The organism is Beggiatoa leptomitoformis (assembly GCF_001305575.3).
Classification (GTDB): Bacteria; Pseudomonadota; Gammaproteobacteria; order Beggiatoales; family Beggiatoaceae; genus Beggiatoa; species Beggiatoa leptomitoformis.
The window spans coordinates 3,410,635-3,431,745 of sequence record NZ_CP012373.2 but is presented as its reverse complement, the minus strand read 5'-3'; the positions used below and the strand labels follow the sequence as shown (position 1 = coordinate 3,431,745).

General features: G+C 41.7%; 19 protein-coding genes and 1 pseudogene. 16 read left to right on the top strand and 4 right to left on the bottom strand.

All coding sequences use genetic code 11. The features are described 5' to 3' along the window. The first annotated feature begins 50 nt into the window (after positions 1 to 50). From rpsA to ureG, 9 genes are all read left to right on the top strand, one after another. Positions 51 to 1,721: a 30S ribosomal protein S1 gene (gene rpsA, locus AL038_RS14495; RefSeq protein WP_062153989.1), complete on the top strand. Its 1,671-nt coding sequence runs from the start codon at positions 51 to 53 to the stop codon at positions 1,719 to 1,721. Positions 1,722 to 1,831: 110 nt separating this feature from the next. Then, complete coding sequence (locus tag AL038_RS14490; RefSeq protein WP_062153987.1) at positions 1,832 to 2,110, top strand: integration host factor subunit beta; 279 nt, start codon at positions 1,832 to 1,834, stop codon at positions 2,108 to 2,110. Positions 2,111 to 2,636: 526 nt separating this feature from the next. Beyond that, the gene (gene lapB, locus AL038_RS14485) at positions 2,637 to 3,812 is read left to right on the top strand and encodes a lipopolysaccharide assembly protein LapB (RefSeq protein WP_062153983.1); all 1,176 of its coding nucleotides are present in this window, start codon (positions 2,637 to 2,639) and stop codon (positions 3,810 to 3,812) included. Continuing rightward, positions 3,802 to 4,503, top strand: coding sequence for an orotidine-5'-phosphate decarboxylase (pyrF, locus tag AL038_RS14480; protein WP_062153981.1), 702 nt, complete (start codon positions 3,802 to 3,804; stop codon positions 4,501 to 4,503). The genes lapB and pyrF overlap by 11 nt, the downstream gene beginning before the upstream one ends. Positions 4,504 to 4,518: 15 nt before the next feature. After that, positions 4,519 to 5,523, top strand: a complete 1,005-nt coding sequence (locus tag AL038_RS14475) for a tetratricopeptide repeat protein (protein ID WP_062153979.1) — start codon at positions 4,519 to 4,521, stop codon at positions 5,521 to 5,523. Positions 5,524 to 5,673: 150 nt separating this feature from the next. Beyond that, positions 5,674 to 8,064 carry a phenylalanine--tRNA ligase subunit beta gene (gene pheT, locus AL038_RS14470; protein ID WP_062153977.1) on the top strand — a complete coding sequence of 797 codons (2,391 nt, stop codon included), beginning with the start codon at positions 5,674 to 5,676 and terminating at the stop codon, positions 8,062 to 8,064. 5 nt (positions 8,065 to 8,069) lie between these two features. After that, positions 8,070 to 8,372: an integration host factor subunit alpha gene (gene ihfA / locus AL038_RS14465; protein ID WP_002685831.1), complete on the top strand. Its 303-nt coding sequence runs from the start codon at positions 8,070 to 8,072 to the stop codon at positions 8,370 to 8,372. Next, positions 8,350 to 8,706 carry a MerR family transcriptional regulator gene (locus tag AL038_RS14460; protein WP_062153975.1) on the top strand — a complete coding sequence of 119 codons (357 nt, stop codon included), beginning with the start codon at positions 8,350 to 8,352 and terminating at the stop codon, positions 8,704 to 8,706. Before ihfA ends, AL038_RS14460 begins: the two co-directional genes overlap by 23 nt. A 93-nt stretch (positions 8,707 to 8,799) precedes the next feature. After that, entirely contained in the window at positions 8,800 to 9,408 is a 609-nt protein-coding gene (ureG, locus tag AL038_RS14455) for an urease accessory protein UreG (RefSeq protein ID WP_062155558.1), read from the top strand. 202 nt (positions 9,409 to 9,610) lie between these two features. On the opposite strand, the gene AL038_RS14450 is transcribed toward ureG, so the two are convergent. Beyond that, positions 9,611 to 10,462 (bottom strand): hypothetical protein, encoded by an 852-nt coding sequence (locus tag AL038_RS14450; RefSeq protein ID WP_062153973.1) that lies wholly within the window; start codon positions 10,460 to 10,462, stop codon positions 9,611 to 9,613. Between the two features lie 125 nt (positions 10,463 to 10,587). Here AL038_RS14450 and AL038_RS18965 point away from each other — a divergent pair, with 125 nt between their 5' ends. After that, a complete protein-coding gene (locus AL038_RS18965; RefSeq protein ID WP_145917115.1) occupies positions 10,588 to 10,752 on the top strand; it encodes a helix-turn-helix domain-containing protein in 165 nt (54 codons plus the stop codon). Here the strand turns inward: AL038_RS18965 and AL038_RS14440 are convergent. Then, positions 10,708 to 11,456, bottom strand: a protein-coding gene (locus AL038_RS14440; protein WP_101539186.1) for an IS5 family transposase whose coding sequence is annotated in 2 segments (ribosomal slippage) — positions 10,708 to 11,042 and positions 11,042 to 11,456 — 750 coding nt in all. Because the reading frame shifts where the segments join, the coding sequence is not laid out codon by codon here. The two genes, AL038_RS18965 and AL038_RS14440, sit on opposite strands and share 45 nt — an antisense overlap. Before the next feature lie 157 nt (positions 11,457 to 11,613). Beyond that, positions 11,614 to 12,351 (bottom strand): annotated as a pseudogene (locus AL038_RS14435) (IS5 family transposase). 390 nt (positions 12,352 to 12,741) lie between these two features. Here AL038_RS14435 and AL038_RS14430 point away from each other — a divergent pair. The 4 genes from AL038_RS14430 (at position 12,742) to AL038_RS14415 (ending at position 16,401) form a co-directional block, all read left to right on the top strand. After that, a complete protein-coding gene (locus AL038_RS14430; RefSeq protein ID WP_062153967.1) occupies positions 12,742 to 13,770 on the top strand; it encodes an Rpn family recombination-promoting nuclease/putative transposase in 1,029 nt (342 codons plus the stop codon). A 6-nt stretch (positions 13,771 to 13,776) separates the two neighbouring features. After that, on the top strand, positions 13,777 to 14,157 hold the full coding sequence (locus AL038_RS14425; RefSeq protein WP_201800095.1) for an RpnC/YadD family protein: 381 nt from the start codon (positions 13,777 to 13,779) through the stop codon (positions 14,155 to 14,157). 6 nt (positions 14,158 to 14,163) lie between these two features. Beyond that, positions 14,164 to 14,505: an RpnC/YadD family protein gene (locus AL038_RS14420; protein ID WP_201800094.1), complete on the top strand. Its 342-nt coding sequence runs from the start codon at positions 14,164 to 14,166 to the stop codon at positions 14,503 to 14,505. 279 nt (positions 14,506 to 14,784) lie between these two features. Beyond that, positions 14,785 to 16,401, top strand: coding sequence for an inorganic phosphate transporter (locus AL038_RS14415; protein WP_062153960.1), 1,617 nt, complete (start codon positions 14,785 to 14,787; stop codon positions 16,399 to 16,401). Between the two features lie 131 nt (positions 16,402 to 16,532). Here AL038_RS14415 and AL038_RS14410 read toward each other — a convergent pair whose 3' ends face one another. Next, positions 16,533 to 18,536 (bottom strand): acetyl/propionyl/methylcrotonyl-CoA carboxylase subunit alpha, encoded by a 2,004-nt coding sequence (locus AL038_RS14410; RefSeq protein WP_062153958.1) that lies wholly within the window; start codon positions 18,534 to 18,536, stop codon positions 16,533 to 16,535. Positions 18,537 to 18,809: 273 nt separating this feature from the next. On the opposite strand from AL038_RS14410, the gene AL038_RS14405 reads away from it, so the two are divergent. Both AL038_RS14405 and AL038_RS14400 read left to right on the top strand, forming a co-directional pair. Then, on the top strand, positions 18,810 to 20,132 hold the full coding sequence (locus tag AL038_RS14405) for an ATP-binding protein (protein WP_083991539.1): 1,323 nt from the start codon (positions 18,810 to 18,812) through the stop codon (positions 20,130 to 20,132). 13 nt (positions 20,133 to 20,145) lie between these two features. Next, entirely contained in the window at positions 20,146 to 21,087 is a 942-nt protein-coding gene (locus tag AL038_RS14400) for a response regulator (RefSeq protein ID WP_062153956.1), read from the top strand. Positions 21,088 to 21,111: the final 24 nt, after the last annotated feature.

Here is a 21,111-nt window from a genome sequence, read left to right as displayed (position 1 = left end):
CTGTAACTATTTATACCCTAGATATAATTATCAAGGGTCAGGGGTTTGTAATGAGCGAAAGCTTTGCTGAGTTATTTGCGGAAAGTCAAGTAAAACAAAATATGTTACCCGGCAGTATCGTCACGGGAACAGTGGTAGAAATCCGTTCAGACGTAGTCATTGTGAATGCAGGACTGAAATCTGAGGGCGTGATTCCCATTAAAGAGTTTTACAATAGTAATAATGAATTAGAAGTTGCAGTTGGCGATGTTGTGGATGTCGCCCTTGATGCTGTGGAAGATGGTTTTGGTGAAACACGCTTATCCCGTGAGAAAGCTAAACGCGCCGCTTCTTGGAAAGATTTGGAAGATGCCTTTGAAAACACCGCAACTATTACAGGTATTATTACTGATAAGGTTAAAGGTGGCTTTACTGTTAATATCAATGATATTCGCGCCTTTTTACCGGGTTCTTTGGTGGACGTGCGTCCTGTGCGCGATACCAGCTACTTGGAAGGCAAACCTTTAGAATTCAAGGTTATCAAGTTAGACCGTCGTCGTAATAACGTGGTTGTTTCACGTCGTGCTGTGGTTGAAAAGGAAAACAGTCAAGAACGCGAAGCCTTATTAGAAACCATGCAGGAAGGCATGAGTTTACGGGGTGTGGTGAAAAACCTCACCGATTACGGTGCGTTTGTGGACTTAGGTGGTGTTGACGGGTTGCTACATATCACTGATATGTCATGGAAACGTGTTAAACATCCTAACGAAGTGGTCAATGTTGGTGACGAAGTAGAAGTTAAAGTCCTGAAATTTGACCGTGAGCGTGTCCGTGTTTCTCTCGGACTCAAACAATTGGGTGAAGACCCATGGGTCGATATTGCCCGTCGTTATCCTGAAAGCACTCGCTTATTCGGTAAAGTCACCAATTTAACTGATTACGGTTGCTTTGTTGAAATTGAATCTGGCGTAGAAGGCTTGGTACACGTTTCTGAAATGGATTGGACGAATAAAAACGTACATCCTTCCAAAATCGTCCAAGTCGGTGATGAAGTCGAAGTCATGGTATTAGACATCGATGAAGAACGTCGTCGTATTTCTTTGGGTATCAAACAATGCCAAGTTAACCCTTGGGATGGTTTTGCCGCGACCCATAATAAGAATGACCGAGTGGTTGGTACTATTAAATCTATCACCGACTTTGGTATTTTCGTTGGTTTAGATGGCGGTATCGATGGCTTAGTCCACCTTTCTGATATTTCTTGGAACGAAACGGGTGAAGAAGCAGTACGCCGTTACAAGAAAGGGGATGAAATTGAAGCGGTTGTTTTAGCAGTTGACCCCGAGCGTGAGCGTATCTCTCTTGGTATCAAACAGTTAGAAAAAGACCCCTTCTCTCATTTCGTTGCTGAATATCCAAAGGGAAGTTTGGTGAAAGGTGTTGTCAAGGAAGTTGACCCGAAAGGTGCGATGATTCAGTTGCAAGATGGCGTTGAAGGCTATCTGCGTGCGTCTGAATTAACCCGCGATCGAGTTGAAGATGCCCGTATGCTCTTAAAAGAGGGTGAGGACATCGAAGCTAAGTTTATCGGCGTGGATCGCAAAAAACGGGTTATTTCTTTATCCATCAAGGCGAAAGAAACTGACGAAGAGTCTGCTGCGATTAATGATTATGGTCGTTCACAACCTTCATTAGGTGCGACATTAGGCGACCTATTAAAAGAGCAAATGGATAAAGAGTAAGTTAGTCGTTTTACAGAGGTGGGCGTTTAAATTTCTGCGTTACGAGAGGTTTAAACGTCTAATAATAACAACATAGTTAATATCAACTGCTTTTATTCAGGGTACACATAATGACAAAGTCCGAACTGATTGAGGCGATTGCGCAAAAGCAAACGCAACTAGCACATAAAGACATTGATTTAGCAGTGAAAACACTGTTAGAACACATGGCACAAGCCTTAGCGAATGGGGAACGTATTGAAATTCGTGGCTTTGGTAGCTTTTCTTTACATTTCCGTCCACCCCGTGTTGGTCGCAACCCTAAGACAGGCGATGCTGTTTCCTTACCCGCGAAACATGTACCGCACTTTAAACCTGGTAAAGAGTTGCGTGACCGGGTAAATGTATAGTAATCCAAATTAGGTTTTTATTTATTCAACGTAATACTCGCTATTCTATCGGTGGGGTTATTAGCTAAACCCCACACTATCGTGTAGCGCAAATCTTGAGATTGACTTGCCTGTCTATACAATAAATAGCGTTTACGAGATTGTTGTGTAAACCCTCTGCATAGATAGGCAGGTATTTAATCCTTTCTAATACGGGAACATGCAAGTGTTGCCCTGTCAGGTTGACAATCTACCTATATATTACTTGTGTTAATCTATTGCTATCAATTATGACGGTTTTTATTTTTGGGGTTTGAAACAAATTCATGCGGAACGGAAATCTGCGCAACAGCATACGGCGAGTCACTTTTTTTTCCCCACTCGTTTTTTTTTCTTGTTGTCTGGCAAAAACAACGCGTGAGAGTGTAACGATAGGGTTCATTTGTTTAGTCTTCCTAAGCATCGTTAGTGTTTTATATAAAAAAACAACGTTGGTTGTTTCTGACAAGCAACGATATAGTCAAGGCCGTTTGGGTGCGTGCTTGCCATGTTAGAACTTTTATGGTTGTTATTACCTGTTGCTGCTGCTTCGGGTTGGTTAGCCGCGAGAAAACATCATCGTCAAGCACGTAGTGGCGATAGTGTAAATTTATTACGTTTTTCCTCCGATTATTTCCGAGGTTTGAATTATCTCCTTAATGAACAGCCTGATAAAGCTATCGATGTTTTTATTAAACTTATCGATGTAGATAGCGATACCGTTGAAACTCATTTAGCCCTAGGCGCATTATTCCGTCGACGCGGAGAGGTCAACCGTGCTATTCGGGTACATGAAAACTTGATTGCGCGTCCTTCTTTAGATGCCGCTCAGCGCAATCTTGCCGTATTAGAATTAGCCTATGATTATCGTCGTGCAGGATTATTAGACCGTGCAGAAGCATTATTTGAAAAATTAATTGAGTCTGAAGAACATCGTGATTATGCCTATCACCAATTATTAGATATTTATCAACAAGAACATGAATGGGGAAAAGCCATCACAACCGCAGAAGCACTCGCAAGTGTGTCAGACGAGTGTTTAAATACGGTGATTGCCCATTACCACTGCGAACAAGCAGAAATTTTACTTCAACAACAGCTATATACCCAAGCGCAGGAAACATTACAGTTAGCCTTACAATGTGACCCGTTATGTGTGCGAGCGAGTTTATTAGAAGGTGAACTAGCACTTACACAGGCACAATGGCAACAGGCAATTAATGCTTTTCAACGAGTTGGGCAACAAGATAATGATTATTTATCAGAAATTATTGAACCATTGCAAACCTGCTACCAACACTTAGGACGACCTACCGCTTTTATTGCCTATTTACAGTCGGTTTTAAATACGGACGCGGGAATGACTCCTATATTGGAATTAGCTAAAATTTTAAAAGCACAACAAGGTGAGCAGGAAGCCGCTGATTTTATTGTAAAACAATTACACAAACGTCCTTCAATTCGTGGTTTAGATTTTTTACTCGATTTAGCCCTGTCTAACTCCAGTAGTATCACGCACGAACATTTATTATTACTGAAGGATATGACCACACAATTATTAAAAAATCGCTCTATTTATCAATGTAGTCACTGTGGTTTTCGTGGAAAAACGCTGCATTGGCAATGTCCAAGCTGTAAACAATGGAACACGATAAAACCGATACAAGGAATTGATGGTGAATAATGCTACGTCATTAATTATTGCCCTAGATTATCCTGATGCAAAGCCTGCACTCGCATTAGCCGAACAACTAAAAGCCAGTGGATGCCGTTTAAAAGTTGGTATGGAATTATTTACCCACGCAGGACCTCATCTGGTTGAAAAATTGGTAAATCAAGGGTTTGATGTCTTTTTAGATTTAAAATTTCATGACATTCCCAACACCGTTGCGGGTGCTGTCAAAGCGGCGGCTGAGTTAGGGGTATGGATGGTAAATGTTCATGCGTTAGGTGGTCGCGACATGCTTATTGCTGCGCGTGAAGCCTTAGCAGGTTATCCACAACGTCCACTCCTGATTGCTGTAAGCATACTCACCAGTTTAGAAACGGCGGATTTATATGGCATGGGCTTACACGGCTCATTAACCGATAATGTGTTACGCCTTGCTCGTTTGACAGAAGCCAATGGATTAGATGGCTTGGTTTGCTCGCCACATGAAATTAGTTTAATTCGTCAATCGATTAGTACCCCGCTACAATTGGTTACACCGGGTATTCGTCCACAACAAAGCCAACAAGACGACCAAAAACGCACAATGACCCCACAAGAAGCCTTACAACAAGGTGCAAACTATTTAGTCATTGGTCGCCCAATTACACGCGCCCCAGACCCATTACAGGCTTTGCACGCTATTTCACAATCACTCACCGTTTAAGACAGGAGTTGCTTCATGTTATTGCGTTTAACTATTGGTTTACTGCTTGTTATCTCCGCTTTGCCTACTTGGTCAGAAGAACCCGTAGATTATTATGCCCGTGGACAAGAATATCTCCAAAAATCCGATTTTAATAACGCCGTAAAAGCCTTTGGAGAAGCCATCCGTCAAGGCAACGATAATGCACTTTGGGAATTAGGACGCTTATATGAAACAGGCAAAGGGACAAGCGTTGATCTGAAAAAAGCGGCCTTATTTTATGAAGAAGCCGCACAACGTGGGCTAAAAGAAGCCCAATATAAAATTGGAATTATGTATGCGGACGGCATTGGCACAGTCCAAAATCCAAGCCATGCCCTCTATTGGTTACGCAAAGCAGAAGCCAATGGACATCCAAAAGCGACAAACATGCGCGCTAAAGTAGAACGATATTTACGTGTTAGCTATACCGATGACTTTCGCAAAACATTTAAAATGGCAGAAACAGGGCGTGCTGATGCACAATACAAACTCGGCATGATGTATCGTGACGGTATTGGTACACCAAGTAATCAAATACTTGCTAGTGAATGGCTAAAAAAATCGGCGGAACAAGGTTTATTTGATGCACAAGCTAAATTAGGGGTGATGTACTACGAAGGCGTTGGCGTTAAACAAGACTATGCTGAGGCTCTAAAATGGATAACCTTAGCCGCTGAAAAAGGTTACGCCGCCTCACAAGCCCTGCTTGCAACCATGTATCGTGATGGTAAAGGCACAGAAAAAAATCCTGCACTTGCCTATCACTGGTTTCTAGTCGCAACCTTATATGGCAATAAGCAAGCGGAAACCTCCGCAAACAAACTATTAAAAGAACTAACCCCTGAACAAAGTGCAGAAGGCGAACGTCTCACCAGCGAATGGATAAAAAACCATCTCATGCCCGGAAAATCAACGGTTGAAGAAACCCCAATAGTCCCTGTGCCAGACATTGCCATGCCAATCACCACGCAGCCAGACAGCGTAGAACAACCCAATTAATCACCTAAAGAATTGACTGTAGGCACAAACCTATTTGTGCAACGTTTTGATGACACTAATTATCTGAATGATTAAGTTTTAATTTAGATAAATTACCCAATAGCTTAACGCCTACAATGCCCCACAAAATAGCAACAATAAGGTTTACCTATGAAATTCAGCGAACAATGGTTACGTACTTGGGTTAATCCCCAAATGACAACAGAAGAACTCATTAACTGCTTAACAATGGCAGGCTTAGAAGTCGACGACACAGAAGCTGTCGCACCTGCATTTGATAATGTTGTTGTTGGTCAAGTCTTAACCGTTGAACGCCATCCTGATGCAGAAAAATTAAAAGTCTGCCAAATCAACGTAGGTCAAGAAACCCCTTTAAACATCGTTTGCGGAGCAAGCAACGTACAGGCAGACATGAAAGTCCCTGTCGCGCTCATCGGAGCAGTGTTACCCAACGATATACGCATCAAAAAAAGCAAATTACGTGGTGTTGAATCGCACGGAATGCTATGTTCAGCCAAAGAATTAGGACTTGCTGAAACATCAGAAGGATTAATGCCGCTTCCTACAGATGCACCCATTGGCGAATCTGTGCGTACCTACTTAGGCTTAGATGATACCAGCATCATTATTGAACTAACGCCTAACCGTGGCGACTGCTTAAGCATTCAAGGAATTGCGCGTGAAGTTAAGGCCCTCACCAGCACAACACTCACCGCACCCAAAATGCTCGCGATTCCCGCAACCATTGCCGACACATTCCCTGTGCGCATAGAAAACAACAACGGTTGTCCGCGTTATCTGGGGCGCGTTGTGCGGGGTATAAATCCCAAAGCCACAACCCCGCTCTGGATGCAAGAACGCCTACGGCGGGGTGGTATTCGCAGTATTAACCCCATTGTTGACATCACTAATTACGTTTTATTAGAACTGGGACAACCCATGCACGCGTTTGATTTAGCCAAATTAAACGGCAGCATCGTGGTGCGACTAGCCAAACAAGGCGAAAAACTCACCTTGTTAAATGAACAAATCATTCAACTCGACGAACAAACCTTAGTCATTGCCGATGAACAACAACCCTTAGCCATTGCAGGCGTAATGGGTGGCGCAGGTTCGGGTGTCGTCGATGACACCATCGACATCTTCTTTGAAAGTGCTTTCTTTGCCCCGCGTCAACTCGCTGGTTGTGCCAGACGTTACGGCTTGCACACTGACTCCTCACACCGTTTCGAACGCGGGGTTGACCCACAACTACAACGCATCGCCCTAGAACGCGCAACAGCCCTACTACTCGATATTGCAGGGGGACAAGCAGGCGCAATCACTGAAGTCACCGACACCGCCCAAATTCCCAGCCCTGCCGTTGTGACCGTGCGCCTACAACGCATTCAATCCCTCTTGGGTCACTCTTTTACCTCCCAAGAAATTAACGACATTCTGCAACGACTTAACATGCACGTTGTACAACAAGGCGATATATGGCAAATAACACCACCTAGCTACCGCTTTGATATTACAATAGAAGTTGATATTATTGAAGAAATTGCTCGTGTTTACGGCTATCACAACATACCTGCCCGTCCTCCACAAGGTAATTTTGTGATGCAAGCCGTTCCCCCCGTTGCCCTGCAACAACTGCGCGACGTGCTGATACAACAAGGCTACTACGAAGCAATTACCTACAGCTTTGTCGATGCTGATTTACAAAAACAACTCACACCCGACCATGCAGGGCTTACATTAGCCAATCCCATTGCCAAACGCCAAGATAATCCAACGGCTATCGATATGTCCGTCATGCGCACTACACTCTGGACAGGGCTATTACAAACCGCACAATACAACCTGACCCGCCAACAAGCGCGCGTGCGTCTCTTTGAAACAGGATTACGATTCGTACCCAGTGCTGACGGTTTACAACAAGAACGCATGATAGCAGGCATCGTTACAGGCAGCCGCTATCCTGAGCAATGGGGCTTATCTGCCATCAATACCGACTTTTTTGATGTAAAAGCCCACGTAGAAAACTTACTCGCAGTCAGCCGTAAACCCTATCGTTTTATCGCAGGCTTACACCCCGCATTACACCCCGGACAAACAGCGGAAATTTATCAAGATAATACATTAATTGGCATTATCGGTGCATTACATCCGCAATTACAACAACAATTAGACTTCACCCAACCCGTTTATTTATTTGAATTGCAACTCGCCGCACTGAGTCATGCAGAAACACCTAGCTACACAGACGTTTCTAAATATCCCTCCGTGCGCCGTGACCTAGCTGTTGTGGTACAAAATACTATAACTGCTGATAAAGTTTTAGATTGTGTCCGCCAATCTGCGCCTAATTTCCTCGCAGAAACGACTCTTTTCGATGTTTATCAGGGGAAAGGCATCGAAGAAGGCAAAAAAAGTTTGGCAATAGGCTTGATTTTTCAAGAAATTTCCCGCAATCTAACAGAGTCGGAAATCGACAAAACCCTAGAACAAATACTGAGTTCACTAGAACATCAGTTAGACGCACAATTAAGGAAGTAACAGTGATGGCATTAACAAAAGCAGCAATGGCAGAAAGATTGTTTGACGAAATGGGTTTAAACAAGCGCGAAGCCAAAGAAATGGTTGATTTGTTTTTCGAAGAAATTCGCACCGCCTTAGAAAAAGGTGAACAAGTCAAATTGTCTGGATTTGGTAACTTTGATTTACGCAATAAAAACCAACGTCCCGGACGTAACCCTAAAACAGGGGAAGAGATTCCAATTAGCGCACGTCGTGTGGTAACCTTTAGACCAGGGCAAAAACTTCGTGCACGAGTAGAAGAGTATGCTGGAACCATCGAACAATAACGAACTTCCTGTCATTCCCGGTAAACGCTATTTCACTATCGGTGAGGTCAGTGATTTATGCGCTGTCAAACCGCATGTTTTGCGTTACTGGGAACAGGAATTCCCCCAATTAAAACCGATTAAACGTCGCGGTAACCGACGTTATTATCAGCGACAAGATGTTGTTTTGATTCGTCAAATCCGCAACTTGTTGTATGAAGAAGGTTTTACTATTGGTGGCGCGAAACAGCGATTATTGGGCGATAGTCCAGAAAATAACTTGCAACAAGGTCAGCACATTATTCAGCAATTACGGGCTGAACTTGAAGAAGTTTTATACCTTCTACAAAGCTAGTTAGTTTGTTGTCATCCTGTTAATTCAATGGGATGGCAACACACCGCCGCCCCCTCCCCTTCGTTTTTTTCTCAACGTCCGCATAAAAAAATCATGTCTAGTTTACGAGTTGGTATCGGTGGCCCTGTTGGGTCGGGTAAAACCGCGCTGGTTGACGCATTGTGTAAAAATTTGCGTGACCGCTATGAAATAGCTGTCGTTACCAACGATATTTACACCAAAGAAGATGCACAGTTTTTAATGCGTAGCCAAGCCTTACCTGTTGAACGAATTATTGGTGTAGAAACAGGTGGTTGTCCACACACAGCAATTCGTGAAGATGCATCAATGAATTTGGTGGCTGTTGAACAACTCAGCCGTACATTTCCAAATTTACAAATTATTTTTATTGAAAGCGGTGGCGATAATTTAAGCGCGACATTTAGCCCTGAATTATCAGATTTAACGCTTTATGTGATTGATGTCGCTGCGGGTGATAAAATTCCCCGTAAAGGCGGGCCTGGTATTACTAAATCTGATTTATTAGTAATTAATAAAATTGACCTTGCCCCTTACGTTGGCGCGTCTTTAGACGTGATGGAACGCGACGCACGCAAAATGCGCGACACAAAACCGTTTGTTTTTTCCAATTTAAAAACAGGGGAAGGATTAGCGGAGATTATTGCGTTTATTGAAACTACTGGCGGAATAAAAAACACATAAAGCAAATTTTAAGATTAAATCGCCAAGATTATGACCCGATTTATAACCTTTTATTTTATCTATTTATACTGGCTTACTGTATCAAGCAAGCGTAGGGTGCGTCAGGTGCATTTTTTCGCACCGTAACGCACTATTTAGATTATCCAAACTTAGGATGAAAGTGTGTAGGTTACTTATATTAGTAACTGTGTTTTATTGATATTTAACGTTGTTTTAGTGAGTTTAAATCTAAATCAAAGGCAAAAGTGTTTGTGCGTTGTTGCATATCGACGCTGTAGTTGAGTGTTTGTGTACCGCCAAAAGGTAATGATACGGGAACAGCAACGCAAGGAATGGTCAATTTACCTGTGCCTGCGTTGTAGTTGGCAGCGCAACTGTCGGTTGTGGTGGGTGTAGTAGTTGACCCTCCTCCAGAACAAAAGGAGGCTGATTGTAAGCCACGTACTTTGACTTCGGAGAGACGGTCACTAGAACTAATCCCTTTAATCAACACACGGCTAAATACAGTGTTTTTGTCAAATGTAATTGGGTCAAGAAGTGATTCACCACCATTGATATAAACCTTAGCCACGCCCTGACGCACAGTAAATGAAATATTATTGAAGCTAGGCATACTATTCCAACCGTTTATCCCATATCTACTACTTCCGCCCTCACCAATTCCTTTTGGTAATAGTGAAGGTGTGCTAAACCCCCCACCAGAACCACCATACCAGCTTATATTGTACTCAATACTTTTGTTGTCGGGTGTTAGTAAAACAATGCCTTTACTACCATTATTAATGTTAATTGTTAGGTTAATTTCAAAATCACCTTGTAGTGAACCGCCAATATCTAATGAACCTACTTTAGTTAATGGCGCACTGAACCATTTAGCTTTTTGAGCTACATCACATTTTTCTTCGAGGTTAATACACCCCTCTTTAACAACTAAATTCTCCTCTGCTGTTGCTCCCACTGCCATTGTACTGGCATCTAAGCTATAATCAGCCGAGTAAACATTGTGCATTCCTACCAACAATGCGGTTGTTACTATCCCACGTAATAACTTCATAACGACCTCCTAACCAAGTGAAAAAACGCCTGATTAAGGTAATCCACTGTTTTCACAGTATCCACAAAAAATAATAGAAGTTACAACCGTTTAACTGATTTTTAACCCAGAAAAAAGGGATTATTATGAAAGTAAATGAAAGGATTAAACTTTTTAGAACTTTAAAAGGTTGGACACAGGAAGAAGTCGCAGAAAAATTAAATATGTCACCTAGAGCCTGTCATCAAATAAGAAGGGTTAAAGGTTCAAGCCAAAAGAATCAAGGTAGAAGCCAAATAAACCCCACTTAAGAAATTCCTAGCGCGTTTATCATATCGTGTAGCTATTGCACGATATTGCTTTAATTTACCAAAGAAATGCTCGATTAAATAACGTGCCTTATAAAGAGCTTTATCATAATCAGGTGGATTTAAACGATTTTTCCTGAACGGAATCACAGGTTCTATGCTTTTCTGTTTTAAAACATCTCTAACCCGTTCATCAGCATCATAAGCCTTATCAGCCAATAAAGCGTTTGCCTTTATCTGAGGAATAAGAGCATCAGCCCCTTCAAGGTCGCTTGCCTGTCCCGCAGTCAAAAAAAAAGGGTCGGATTGCCCAGTGCGTCAACAACGGAGTTAATCTTGGTACTTAAACCCCCTGCGCTACGTCCAATGGCTTCATCTGCACCACCACCACTACTATGTTGATGCGCTCTAACTATTGTGCTGTCTATCATGGCATATTCATTATCGGCATCGGCACTTAGTATCTTGAAAACACGTTCCCAGACACCTTTTTTAGACCAACGACTGAAGCGGGTATGGACGACACGGAAATCACCAAAGCGTTCGGGGAGGTCGCGCCAAGGAATGCCACTGCGATAACGGAATAGAACAGCATCAATAAACAAGCGGTTATCTTTAGCCGTCATCCCGACATGTCCTTTACGTCCAGGGAGTAGCGGTTCTAGTTTTGACCATTGTTCATCGGTTAAGGCATAGCGACGACTCATTGTTTTATCCTTGGCGATATCTGGGTATATATTTATAATATAACACTTTTTACTATTTGATGACACGCTCTAATGGATATGGAAATATTGAACGTGGAGATAGTGATATTAGCTTGTCAAAACTAGAGCCTGTCATCAAATAATAAGGATTAAAGGTTCAAGCCAAAAAAATCAAGGTAGAAGCCAAATAAACCCCACTTAAGAAATTCCTAGCGCGTTTATCATATCGTGTAGCTATTGCACGGTATTGCTTTAATTTACCAAAGAAATGCTCGATTAAATAACGTGCCTTATAAAGAGCTTTATCATAATCGGTTGGATTTAAACGATTTCTCTTGAACGGAATCACAGGTTCTATGCCTTGCTGTTTTAAAACACTTCTAACCCGTTCATCTGCATCATAAGCCTTATCAGCCAATAAAGCCTTTGCCTTTATCTGTGGAATAAGGACATCAGCCCCCTCAAGGTCACTTGCCTGTCCCGCAGTCAAAAAAAAAGGTCGGATTACCCAATGCATCAACAACCGAGTTAATCTTGGTACTTAACCCCCCTGTACTACGCCCACTGCGCTACCGCCACTACTGTGCTGATGCGCTCTAACTATAGTGCTGTCTATCATGGCATATTCGTTATCAGCATCGGCACTTAGTATCTTGAAAACACGTTCCCAGACACCTTTTTTAGACCAACGACTGAAGCGGGTATGGACGACACGGAAATCACCAAAGCGTTCGGGGAGGTCGCGCCAAGGAATGCCACTGCGATAACGGAATAAAACAGCATCAATAAACAAGCGGTTATCTTTAGCTGTCATTCCAACATGTCCTTTACGTCCAGGGAGTAGTGGTTCTAGTTTTGACCATTGTTCATCGGTTAAGGCATAGCGACGACTCATTGTTTTATCCTTGGCGATATCTGGGTATATACTTATAATATAACATTTTTTACTATTTGATGACACGCCCTAGAAAAACTGGCAGAAATTTTCTCTACCGATTTATTAGAAATACTTGGATTATATAAAGCCTTTATTTTCAACCATAATCATATAGGTAACGAACACTCGTCACAAAATATTTACCATTCCACTGATAAAGACCTACAAAACATTGTAGAAAAACAAAATATTATTATTGAACAACAACAAAAAGAAATTACTTATTTAAAAGAGATTATTGGGTTATTAAAAGAAAAAACCTAGTGTTATTTAAGATAAATACAGTAGCCATAAAACAGACTAAACTCGTCTTATCTCCTGCCTAAAAACGGTGTTGATTCAACCACCATGCCGCCTAAACAAACACCTGACCACGACCCAAGTTATAAACGTTTCTTTTCTCATCCAGAAATGGTCAAAGACTTACTAGAAGGCTTTGTGCATGAAGATTGGGTGAAAGAATTGGACTTTACGACTTTAGAAAAAGTTAGCGGACAATTTACCAGCGACGACTTACGTAGTCGCGATAACGATGTAATTTGGCGTATTCGCTGGCAGGGAAAATGGCTTTACGTTTATATTTTGTTAGAGTTTCAATCTCGTATAGATATTTACATGGCAGTACGCTTTATGGTCTATGTTGGTTTGCTGTATCAAGATTTACTCAACGCAAAACTAATTAATGGCAAACTCCCGCCTGTCTTACCGATAGTGCTTTACAACGGACAACCCCGCTGGAAAGCCCCATTAAATGTCGCTGATTTAATTGAGCCTTCCCCTCTTCAAAAATACCAACCCCAACTACACTATTTATTAATTGATGAAGGCGTTTATAACCCGAAAGAGTTATCGAGTTTACACAACCTTGTTGCGGCATTATTTCGGCTAGAAAAAGCTCAAAATGAACTAGAAGTTTCACAAGTGATTAGTCTGCTTATTTCATGGTTAAAAGAACCCGAACAACAAGAAATTAGAAAAGCCTTTGCAACGTGGTTAAATCGGGTTTACTTACCCTATCATTTACCAGAAGTGAAAATACCTGAATTAATAGACTTACAGGAGATAAACGTCATGTTAGCGGAACGGGTTGCAAATTGGTATGAATCAGGAATTCAGAAGGGCGTACAGCAAGGTAAACTTGAGGGTAAAGCCGAAGGCAAACTTGAAGGCATTGTAGAGGGCATCGTCAGAGGTAGAACTGAAGGCATAAAAACTGCGTTGTTAGCGATTTTAACCATGCGTTTTGGTGAAGTTCCTCCCACTGCACAACAGGCTATTGATGCAATTCATGATACAGAACGCTTAGAACAGTTAATGCGCGAAGCTATCGTGGTAGATTCTCTTGCAACATTCCTCCAACAACGCATTAACGATTAATAAAACTTGTTTAAAATCCCTAAAAATGACTGGACGATAAACGTTATGTTAGCGGAACGGGTTGCAAATTGGTATGAATCAGGAATTCAGAAGGGCGTACAACAAGGTAAGCTTGAGGGTAAAGCCGAAGGCAAACTTGAAGGCAAAGCTGAAGGTAAAGCTGAAGGTAAACTTGAAGGCATTGTAGAGGGCATCGTCAGAGGTAGAACTGAAGGCATAAAAACTGCGCTGTTGGCGATTTTAACCATGCGTTTTGGTGAAGTTCCCTCCACTGCACAACAGGCTATTGATGCAATTCATGATACAGAACGCTTAGAACAGTTGATGCGCGAAGCTATCGTGGTAGATTCTCTTGCAACATTCCTCCAACAACGCATTAACGATTAATAAAACTTGTTTAAAATCCCTAAAAATGACTGGACGATAAACGTTATGTTAGCGGAACGGGTTGCAAATTGGTATGAATCAGGAATTCAGAAGGGCGTACAGCAAGGTAAACTTGAAGGTAAAGCCGAAGGCATTGTAGAGGGAATCGTCAGAGGCAGAACTGAAGGCATAAAAACTGCGCTGTTAGCGATTTTAACCATGCGTTTTGGTGAAGTTCCTCCCACTGCACAACAGGCTATTGATGCAATTCATGATACAGAACGCTTAGAACAGTTGATGCGCGAAGCTATCGTGGTAGATTCTCTTGCAACATTCCTCCAGCAATACCCTTTTTCAACAAAGTATTAATCAAAGAAGCTGCTTTTTCTAAATTCAGTTTATGTAAGACCTTAAAGTAGCAAGAATTCACTAGACATGAGAACCTAAGAAAAGCAAGTTAGTTATGTATTATCGGTTAATATACTTAGTCTCATACTGAATACTATCACACGGATTAATCCGCCCACGCTTAAATCATCAATTGTCTGTTCCCTAAATATATGTTGTTACGCTACATGCAGCTTATAAATGACATACGAATGTCACATGCCTTATTTAAACTGGCAGTTTTCATCAAGGACATCGTTTATGAGTTTATCCGCTGCTGATGCAATACTACCATCCTTAGGTGGTAAACCTAATCTGGATCATAAAGCCAATCTATTAACGGTTGCTATATTTGTAGGACTGTTGATAACAGGTCTAGGATTTGCGGGATATAGTTTAGCAATTGATATTTCTGGCTCTGGAGCAGTTTCTGACAATCTGTTCCCCTACTTTTTGCTGGTTGTTGCCTTACTGATTGCGTTGGGTTTTGAGTTTGTGAATGGTTTTCACGATACGGCCAATGCGGTTGCTACCGTCATTTATACCCACTCTATGAAACCCAATTTGGCGGTGATGTGGTCGGGTGCTTTTAACTTTTTAGGGGTGTTGGTTTCCAGCGGTGCTGTGGCATTTGGCATTATTTCCTTATTGCCCGTAGAGTTGATTTTACAAGTTGGTTCAGGTTCTGGATTTGCTATGGTGTTCGCGCTGCTAATTGCGGCTATTTTGTGGAATGTAGGCACGTGGTTATTGGGCTTACCTGCCTCCTCCTCACACACCATGATTGGTTCAATTATTGGTGTAGGGGTTGCGAATGCACTCATGCACGGGCGTGATGGCACTAGTGGTGTGGATTGGACGCAAGTTTCTAAAGTTGGTTATTCCCTATTGCTATCTCCGATGGTGGGTTTTGGAGTAGCTGCATTATTGTTGTTGGTACTTAAACTTGTAGTAAAGAATAAAGCACTATATGAAGCCCCTAAAGGTAATGAACCACCCCCTTGGTGGATTCGTAGTTTGCTAATTTTAACTTGTACAGGGGTTTCCTTTGCACATGGTTCAAATGATGGTCAAAAAGGGATGGGGCTGATTATGTTAATATTAATCGGTACAGCTCCCATTGCTTATTCTTTAAACCGTGCAATGCCTGTAGAACATTCAGCGACGTTTCTCGCAGTATCTCAAGCAGCAAAAGCTTCATTGGAGAAAGCGGCTAAAGTTGCAGCCCCCGAGGATGTGCGTAAATCGGTAACTGAATACATTCGTACTAAAAGCTATCAGCCTGAAGTGATTCCTGCATTGGCTTATCTGGTGGGTGATATTGCTGTGCAAGTTAAACAGCATGGCAGTTTAGCGAATGTTCCTGCGAATTTAGTACCTAACGTGCGTAGCGATATGTACTTAGCATCTGAATCTCTGCAATTAATGGGAAAAGATAGCAACCTTAGTTTTGATGAAGACAGCAAAGGTAATTTGAAAGCACTTAAGAAAGAGCTGGACAACGCCACTAAATTCATTCCATTGTGGGTAAAAATTGCTGTCGCTATCGCGTTGGGTTTGGGTACGATGGTTGGCTGGAAACGTATTGTTGTCACTGTGGGTGAGAAAATTGGTAAAACCCATTTAACTTATGCTCAAGGTGCATCAGCAGAATTGGTTGCAATGACCACGATTGGTGCGGCGGATATCTTTGGTTTGCCCGTGTCCACCACACATGTGCTGTCTTCTGGTGTAGCAGGCACAATGGTTGCGAATAAATCGGGTTTACAGTTAGCAACGATTAAAAATCTCGTGATGGCATGGGTCTTAACCTTGCCTGTTGCGATGCTGTTATCGGGTAGCTTGTTCTGGTTGTTTACAATGGTGTTTGTTGGGTAGATTACTCTCTGCTGATGTGCGGTGATTTTCCTTGCTCAAGCCACAATGCTTGAGCAGGTATTACATTGTTAGAAGTAATTTTTCACGATAATTTTTGAGGTGTGTAACACCATACTAGTAAAATTCAATCGCTATATAACTTCGTCCAAGATTAACAATTCCACGCCATCATCAACCAATTCCCCCGTGTTAAATTTCACTTGTTGTACTGTGCCATCATAAGGGGCTTGAATGGTGTATTCCATTTTCATCGCTTCCAAAATCATTAATGCAGTGCCACGTTTTACACTATCTCCTTGTTTAACATGTACTGCAATGATTTTACCTGTCATTGGTGCAACCAAACTGCCTGCTTGATCGTCTTGTGTTTCATCAAACAAAGCAGGGTCATAAAGTGTTAATTGATGCGTGTTGCCGTGTGTCATAACCGTAATTTCACTCGCATAACGCACAACCATTGCTTTCATACGATTACCATTTAAATTAGCTAACAAATAGCCATCATCGTTAATTTCACCCTGCACCATTAACACTACACCACTCGGTAAATGTAAGCGATAACCTGTGGTTAAAAAATCTACTTGGATAATTAGCGTCTGTTCTGCTTCTTTGAAATGTAACTCGTGATAATTTTCCTCATTCATCCGCCAACCATTGGTTAAATGCCATGGAGAATAAGGGTCTGTGGAGCATCGCGCTTGAGTTTGAGCAATTTGGTTATTTTCTAGTAAAACAGCTAAACAAGCTAAGGCTAAGACGGTATCTGTAACAGGCAGCGCGGAGGGAAACAAATCAGCTTGATAACGAGGAATAAATCCAGTGTCTAAATCACCTTGTAAATAGGCTGGATGCGCGGTGAGATTGGCTAAAAAGGGGATATTACTGGTCAAACCAACAATGTGATAATCCGCCAATGCTGCACGTAAATGGCGCAATGCACCCGCACGGTCGCTGTCCCAAACAATTAATTTTGCAAGCATGGGGTCGTAATAAACGCTGACCGTATCGCCCTCACGCACACCTGTATCAATACGAATATGCGCATTTTCTAAGGGAGTACGAAGATGTTTTAGTCGCCCTGTGGTGGGTAAAAAATGATTAGCGGGGTCTTCTGCGTAAATACGGGCTTCTATTGCATGTCCTGTCAGGGTTAGCTCGGCTTGTTGACAGGGTAGGGCTTGTCCCATTGCCACTAACAATTGCCATTCGACTAAATCCAAGCCTGTAATCATCTCGGTAATGGGATGTTCGACTTGTAAACGGGTATTCATTTCCATGAAATAAAAAGAACCGTCTTCATCAACTAGAAATTCTACCGTTCCTGCACCAACGTATTTAATGGCTTGGGCAACAGCAACAGCGGCTTGTCCCATTTTAGCGCGTAGTTGTGCGGAAAAATGGGGCGCGGGGGCTTCTTCTAAAATTTTTTGGTGACGGCGTTGAATGGAACAGTCCCGTTCAAATAAATAGACGGTATTGCCATGCGTATCGGCAAAAACTTGAATCTCAATGTGTCTGGGTTTAGTTAAATACTTTTCAATCAGTATCCTATCATCATTGAATGATGATAAGGCTTCACGTTTGGCAGCGGCTAAAGCATCAGCAAATTCTGAGGCTTGCCACACTTGGCGCATTCCTTTTCCTCCACCGCCCGCTGTTGCTTTGAGCAAGACGGGATAGCCCATTTTGTCAGCTTCCGCTTGTAATAGCGTTGGGGATTGGTCATCTCCGTGATACCCCGGAATCAGGGGAACATGGGCTTTTTCCATGCGTTGTTTGGCAGCACTTTTTGAACCCATTGCGGCAATCGCATCAGGTGGCGCGCCAATAAAAACAATGCCCGCTTGTTGACAATCGTGTGCAAACTTTTCATTTTCTGATAAAAATCCATATCCCGGATGAATTGCTTGCACGCCACAACGTTGTGCAACTTGTAAAATTGTCTCACCCAGTAAGTAGCTTTCACGCGCAGGCGCGCTACCGATACGATAAGCCTCATCCGCCATGCTCACATGAAGCGCGTTGACATCAGCATCAGAATAAACGGCAACTGTGCGAATTCCTAATCGTCTTGCTGTTCGTATGACTCGACAAGCAATTTCTCCTCGATTGGCAATTAAAATTTTATCAAACATGTTTTGTCCTTTTGGTAGGCAAATAACTTATTATTTTATCCAGCGATTTTATTATAAAGATGAAAAAGTATTTTCGCCTTATGTTCTCCATAAACAGGGAAAAATTTCTGTATCAGACAGATTTTTATTTTTAATAATACACGCTGAAGCGACAGCATTCGTACCACCATTACAAATGAGCTATTCAGATAGACCTGAATTGTCATCAAATTGTCATCATTAGGTAACAGTCCATTGCCTACAATAGCGCGCCTCTAACGCTCACTAGCACTGATGATGAAAACTGTTTCTGATATAGGTTCTTTAACCTTAGCCATTACCCCCATTAGCCCTAATCATACGGTGAATGACGTAGGGGAGCTATTCCTATTACCTGAATATAAACCGTTTTTATCTTTGCCCGTTGTTGATAATGATAAACCTGTGGGTATTATCAGTCGGTATCAACTAATGGATATTTTTCTTAAATTATACGGGCGGGATATTTACGGTAAAAATCTGATTGAGCGGTTTATGAATCCGCAACCGCTGCGCATTAGTTTGACACAATCCATTGAAACAGCTAGCCAATATATTACAGAAAATATTACATTCCCGATTACCGAAGATTTTATTGTTATGCACAATGGACGGTATAAAGGGGTTGGCGTTGTTTTAGATTTACTAAAGGCAATGGAAAAGCGCGTTATGCAACGAACTGGTGAATTGAGTAAAGCCTATTCGGCGTTAAAAAATTCACAAATGCAATTGGTTCAATCAGAAAAAATGGCTTCGTTAGGGCAGATGGTGGCAGGCATTGCCCACGAAATTAATACCCCTTTAGGATATGTGCGGAATAATGTGGAAATGATGCAAGGCTTTTTTACCCAAAGCCAAGAATCTATTCAAAGTTATGCCCAACTTGTGCAACTTTTAACCGCTGAAGAGCCTGACCCAGACGCAATCGCAACACAAGCAGAATTAGTAGATTCTTTAAGTATGCCTTTTCAAGAACCTGAAATGGTAGATGAAATGCAAACTCTATTTAAAGACTCTTTATATGGATTAGACCAAATTTCTGAAATTATTTTAAATCTAAAAGATTTTAGTCGCCTAGACCAAGCGAGAACAGCAAGTGTATGTTTAAATAACTGTTTAGACAGCACATTAGTGATTGCGAAAAATATTATCAAGCATAAAGTGAATATTAAAAAAGAGTATGACGCAGCCTTACCAACGGTACGTTGTTCACCTTCACAAGTGAATCAAGTCTTCCTAAACTTAATTACTAATGCCACACAAGCCCTTATAGATAAAGGCACAATTTGGTTAAAAACATTTGCTGATGCTGATTATGTACATGTCACGATTCAAGATAATGGTAAAGGCATTGAAGCAACAACATTACCCAAAATTTTTGACCCGTTTTTTACGACTAAACCTATCGGTGAAGGAACGGGTTTAGGATTATCTATTAGCTACCAGATTATTCAACAACATGGTGGCAAAATTCGCGTAACCTCGAAGGTAGGCGTGGGGACGCGCTTCATGGTGAGTTTACCCCGTGAGCAGACCGAACAAACAACAGCGGATAAAACGCACACAGTGATTGCTTGAAGGATTAAAGAAGATGTTAAAACCTACGGTTTTATTGGTAGATGATGAAGAGCGCATTTTACGGTCTTTAAAAATGCTGTTTTTGTCGAAATACAAGGTGTTGAGTACGACAGATGGCAACGAAGCCTTAAAAATGCTTGCACAAGAACCTGTTCATGTCATCGTGAGTGACCAGCGGATGCCCATTATGTTGGGTGTGGATTTGTTACGCCAAGCAAAAGATATTTCACCCAATACGATGCGCTTGTTATTAACAGGATATTCTGACTTACAAGCAATTGTTGGCTCTGTGAATGAAGGGGAAATTTTCCGTTATATCAATAAACCTTGGCAAGCAGAAGAATTAAAGGCAACGGTTGATAAAGCAGTAGAAATTTCTTTAAAACTGTTGCAATTGCATCAAAGTAAAACAGATACAATCGCCATACTACCAACCCCAGTTGTTGGACAAGCCCCGCATGTTATGGTTATTGACAATGATGAAGGGACTTATAAAGAAATTCAAAGTATTATCGGTATTACCAACCCCACCCATTGGGCAACTTCTTTAGATGAAGCGTTTAATATCTTAAATAACAAACCGATTGGTGTCGTTATTTCTGAAATTGAATTAAATGGTGAGGACATCACTGCATCGATTAAAACCCTGAAACAGTGTAATCCCAACATTTTAACGGTGGTTTTAACCTCATTTCAAGATACAAAATCACTGATTAGCTTAATTAATCATGGACAAGTTTATCGCTTTTTACCTAAACCGATTCATAAAAATTTGTTAGCCCGCAGTTTAGATGCAACGCTAAAACATTACCAAGCATTACATTTAAAACCACAATTATTAATGCGTCATATCGTGGACACGCCAAAAGCAGACGAGCAACAAACATTATCAACACGGGTTTTAGGATTTATTCGGAAGTTACGCAACCGTCCCGCCGAACAAACGCTTAATTAAACGGCGTTATCATCGGTTTATCAA

What these genes read in the sequence shown, in the direction of transcription:
- rpsA (WP_062153989.1), top strand. Translation starts at nt 51, where the DNA reads ATGAGCGAAAGCTTTGCTGAGTTATTTGCGGAAAGTCAAGTAAAACAA.
- AL038_RS14490 (WP_062153987.1), top strand. Translation starts at nt 1,832, where the DNA reads ATGACAAAGTCCGAACTGATTGAGGCGATTGCGCAAAAGCAAACGCAA.
- lapB (WP_062153983.1), top strand. Translation starts at nt 2,637, where the DNA reads ATGTTAGAACTTTTATGGTTGTTATTACCTGTTGCTGCTGCTTCGGGT.
- pyrF (WP_062153981.1), top strand. Translation starts at nt 3,802, where the DNA reads ATGGTGAATAATGCTACGTCATTAATTATTGCCCTAGATTATCCTGAT.
- AL038_RS14475 (WP_062153979.1), top strand. Translation starts at nt 4,519, where the DNA reads ATGTTATTGCGTTTAACTATTGGTTTACTGCTTGTTATCTCCGCTTTG.
- pheT (WP_062153977.1), top strand. Translation starts at nt 5,674, where the DNA reads ATGAAATTCAGCGAACAATGGTTACGTACTTGGGTTAATCCCCAAATG.
- ihfA (WP_002685831.1), top strand. Translation starts at nt 8,070, where the DNA reads ATGGCATTAACAAAAGCAGCAATGGCAGAAAGATTGTTTGACGAAATG.
- AL038_RS14460 (WP_062153975.1), top strand. Translation starts at nt 8,350, where the DNA reads ATGCTGGAACCATCGAACAATAACGAACTTCCTGTCATTCCCGGTAAA.
- ureG (WP_062155558.1), top strand. Translation starts at nt 8,800, where the DNA reads ATGTCTAGTTTACGAGTTGGTATCGGTGGCCCTGTTGGGTCGGGTAAA.
- AL038_RS14450 (WP_062153973.1), bottom strand. Translation starts at nt 10,462, where the DNA reads ATGAAGTTATTACGTGGGATAGTAACAACCGCATTGTTGGTAGGAATG.
- AL038_RS18965 (WP_145917115.1), top strand. Translation starts at nt 10,588, where the DNA reads ATGAAAGTAAATGAAAGGATTAAACTTTTTAGAACTTTAAAAGGTTGG.
- AL038_RS14430 (WP_062153967.1), top strand. Translation starts at nt 12,742, where the DNA reads ATGCCGCCTAAACAAACACCTGACCACGACCCAAGTTATAAACGTTTC.
- AL038_RS14415 (WP_062153960.1), top strand. Translation starts at nt 14,785, where the DNA reads ATGAGTTTATCCGCTGCTGATGCAATACTACCATCCTTAGGTGGTAAA.
- AL038_RS14410 (WP_062153958.1), bottom strand. Translation starts at nt 18,536, where the DNA reads ATGTTTGATAAAATTTTAATTGCCAATCGAGGAGAAATTGCTTGTCGA.
- AL038_RS14405 (WP_083991539.1), top strand. Translation starts at nt 18,810, where the DNA reads ATGATGAAAACTGTTTCTGATATAGGTTCTTTAACCTTAGCCATTACC.
- AL038_RS14400 (WP_062153956.1), top strand. Translation starts at nt 20,146, where the DNA reads ATGTTAAAACCTACGGTTTTATTGGTAGATGATGAAGAGCGCATTTTA.